This window comes from Mesorhizobium sp. M7A.F.Ca.US.005.03.2.1 (genome assembly GCF_003997795.1).
Classification (GTDB): domain Bacteria; phylum Pseudomonadota; class Alphaproteobacteria; order Rhizobiales; family Rhizobiaceae; genus Mesorhizobium; species Mesorhizobium ciceri.
This window is the reverse complement of the sequence record NZ_RZRP01000761.1, coordinates 1-3,028: the sequence shown is the minus strand read 5'-3', so window position 1 is coordinate 3,028 and position 3,028 is coordinate 1. Positions and strand designations below refer to the sequence as shown.

At 65.4% G+C, this 3,028-nt stretch carries 4 protein-coding genes; all 4 read left to right on the top strand.

Annotated features, from left to right (window positions below; genetic code table 11):
• A partial coding sequence (locus tag EN991_RS29785) for an NAD(P)/FAD-dependent oxidoreductase (RefSeq protein ID WP_127370089.1) occupies positions 1-1,253 on the top strand: 1,253 nt, incomplete at its 5' end.
• Positions 1,254-1,309: 56 nt separating this feature from the next.
• Positions 1,310-1,726 carry a RidA family protein gene (locus EN991_RS29780; protein ID WP_013530449.1) on the top strand — a complete coding sequence of 139 codons (417 nt, stop codon included), beginning with the start codon at positions 1,310-1,312 and terminating at the stop codon, positions 1,724-1,726.
• Between the two features lie 5 nt (positions 1,727-1,731).
• Positions 1,732-2,406 carry a DUF1028 domain-containing protein gene (locus EN991_RS29775; protein ID WP_013530450.1) on the top strand — a complete coding sequence of 225 codons (675 nt, stop codon included), beginning with the start codon at positions 1,732-1,734 and terminating at the stop codon, positions 2,404-2,406.
• A gap of 21 nt (positions 2,407-2,427) precedes the next feature.
• The coding region (locus EN991_RS29770) for an aldehyde dehydrogenase family protein (RefSeq protein ID WP_127370088.1) at positions 2,428-3,028 on the top strand (601 nt) is incomplete at its 3' end.

Genomic DNA, 3,028 nt, shown 5'->3' with positions numbered 1-3,028 from the left:
CGCTTGTTGTTGGCGGCGGCCAGGCGGGGCTGGCGATGAGCGAGCATCTGAGCAAGTGCGGCGTGCCCCATCTCGTGCTGGAGCGGGACCGCATCGCCGAACGCTGGCGTAGCGAGAGATGGGACTCGCTGGTTGCCAATGGTCCCGCCTGGCATGACCGTTTTCCCGGCATGGAATTTCCCAATGCCGGTCCGGATGCCTTTATCGGCAAGGAGAAGGTCGCCGACTATTTTGTCGCTTACGCCGACATGATCGCTGCCCCCATCCGTTGCGGCGTGGAGGTCAGGAAAGTGGAAAGGCTTGTCGGCCGTCCCGGCTTCCGGATCGAAACCTCGGATGGCGTGATCGAAGCCAGGAGCGTGGTTGCCGCCACCGGCGCTTTCCAGCATCCGGTCATCCCGGCCGTCGTTCCCGGGGACGCCGGACCTATGCAGATACATTCCAGCGCCTATCGCAATCCCGGCCAACTGCCCGCAGGCGCGGTGCTGGTGGTCGGCTCCGGGTCTTCGGGGGTGCAGATCGCCGACGAACTCCAGCGTGCGGGACGGCGGGTTTATCTCTCGGTCGGGCCGCACGATCGGCCGCCGCGGGCCTATCGCGAACGTGACTTCTGCTGGTGGCTGGGGGTTTTGGGCAAGTGGGACGCGCAGGCGCCTGCGCCCGGCACCGAACATGTCACCATCGCGGTCAGCGGCGCGCGTGGCGGCCAGACGATCGACTTCCGGCGCCTTGCCGCGCAAGGGATGACGCTGGTTGGCCGGACCGAATCCTACAGGCACGGTGTGATGACTTTCGCACCCGATCTGGCCAAGAATATCGCGCGCGGCGATGCGAATTACATGTCGGTTCTGGACGAGGCAGATGCCTATGTCGCCCGCAACGGCCTCGACCTTCCCCCGGAGCCCGAGGCCCGCAAGATCGGCCCGGACCCGCGATGCATGACCGATCCCATTCTCGAGCTGAACCTGTCGGAAGCCGAGATAGGTTCGATCATCTGGGCGACGGGATTCACCGTCGACTACAACTGGCTGAAGGTCGATGTGTTCGACGAAAGGGGCAAGCCGAAGCACCAGCGCGGTGTGTCGACCGAGCCCGGCATCTATTTCCTCGGACTGCCTTGGCAATCGCGCAGAGGGTCGAGCTTCATCTGGGGCGTCTGGCACGACGCGCAGCATGTGGCCGACCATATTTCCACGCAGCGCAAATACCTGGCCTACCATGCGTCCGCGAAGCGCGAGACCAAGGTGGCATAGACACGGCACCTCAAACGGGATGCCCCGACCTCGAGCCTGATCCGACGGAGACCAAGATGGCGCATACAAGAATTCGAAAGTTCAACACCAAGGACACTTATCCCGAGCAGAAGCTCGACAATGATCTGTGCCAGGCGGTCGTTACGCGGGGCGGCAGGACCGTCTATCTGCGCGGCCAGTGTCCGCAGGACCTCGACACGGCCAAGAACATCGACAGCCATGATCCGGTCGAGCAGACGCACAAGGTCATGCAGAACATCCGCCAGCTGATCGAGGAGTGCGGCGGCACCATGGAGCACCTGGTCAAGGTGGTGGTCTACATCACCGATGTGCGCCATCGTGAGGCGGTCTACCGTACCATGGGCGAGTATATCAGAGGCGTGCATCCCGTCTCGACCGGCCTTGTCGTGCAGGCCCTGGCGCGGCCGGACTGGCTGGTCGAGATCGACGGCACCGCCGTCATTCCGGACTGATTGCGATGACCTTTTCCATTGTCGCGCGGTGCGGCCGCACCGGCATGTTCGGGGTCGCGGTGTCCTCCTCGTCGCCTGCTGTTGCGGCGCGCTGCGCCTATGCGCAGGCGGGCGCCGGGGCCATTGCCAGCCAGAACGTCACCGATCCTACGCTTGGACTGCGCGGTCTCGAATTGCTGGCGCGCGGCGCGTCCGCGGCGGAGGCGATTGCCATATTGAAGCGCACCGGTGCCTATCCCGAATACCGGCAGGTGCTGGCTGTCGACGCCGCTGGAGCGACCGCGATCCATTCGGGTCCCAAAGCTCTTGGCATCTGGGCGGAGGCGCGAGCTGACAATGTCGCTTGCGGCGGCAACATGCTGGCCCATGATGGCGTGCCGCAAGCGATGGTCGAGGCTTTCCTGGCGTCGGAGGGGCATCTCGGCGACCGCCTCATCGCGACTATGCGCGCGGCGCTGACAGCCGGCGGCGAGGCTGGCCCTGTCCATTCCGCCGGCATGAAGCTGGTGCGTGAGGTGGCGTGGCCGGTCGCCGACCTGCGCTGCGACTGGACCGACGATTGTCCTATCGAGCAACTGGCGGCGCTGTGGCAACTCTACAAGCCACAGCTCGATGCCTATGTGACCCGCGCGATCAACCCATCCGATGCGCCGAGCTACGGCGTGCCGGGCGACGAATAGTCAAGACAGGGGTCACCTGCGATGAGTGAACTCAGCCACAAGGACTGGATCGGCAAGGCGTCCGCGATCCGTTTTCGTGACAAGGCGTTCATCGACGGCAAGACGGTCGCGGCGCGTTCGGGCCGGACCTTTGCCAGCGTCAATCCGGCAACGGGCGAGGTGCTGGCCGAAGTGGCGTCCTGCGGCGAGGAAGACATCGATCTGGCGGTTGCCGCCGCTAGGCGCAGCTTCAACGCCGGCGTCTGGTCGCGCACCAGCCCGGCGCACCGCAACGAGGTGTTGCTGCGGCTGGCGCAGCTGCTGCGCGACAACCTGCATGAACTGGCCCTGCTTGAATCGCTGGACATGGGCAAACTGGTCAGGGATGCGGCCTCGGTCGACGTCCCCGGTTCGGCGGCGATCTTCCAATGGTATGGCGAGGCCATCGACAAGATCTATGGCGAGGTGGCGCCGACCGGCGAAGGCGATCTGGTGCTGGTGCGGCGCGAGCCGCTTGGCGTGGTCGGCGCGGTGGTGCCGTGGAACTTCCCGCTCGACATGGCGACCTGGAAGTGCGCGCCGGCGCTGGCGGCGGGCAATTCGGTGGTGCTGAAACCCGCCGAGCAGTCGCCTCTGTCGGCCC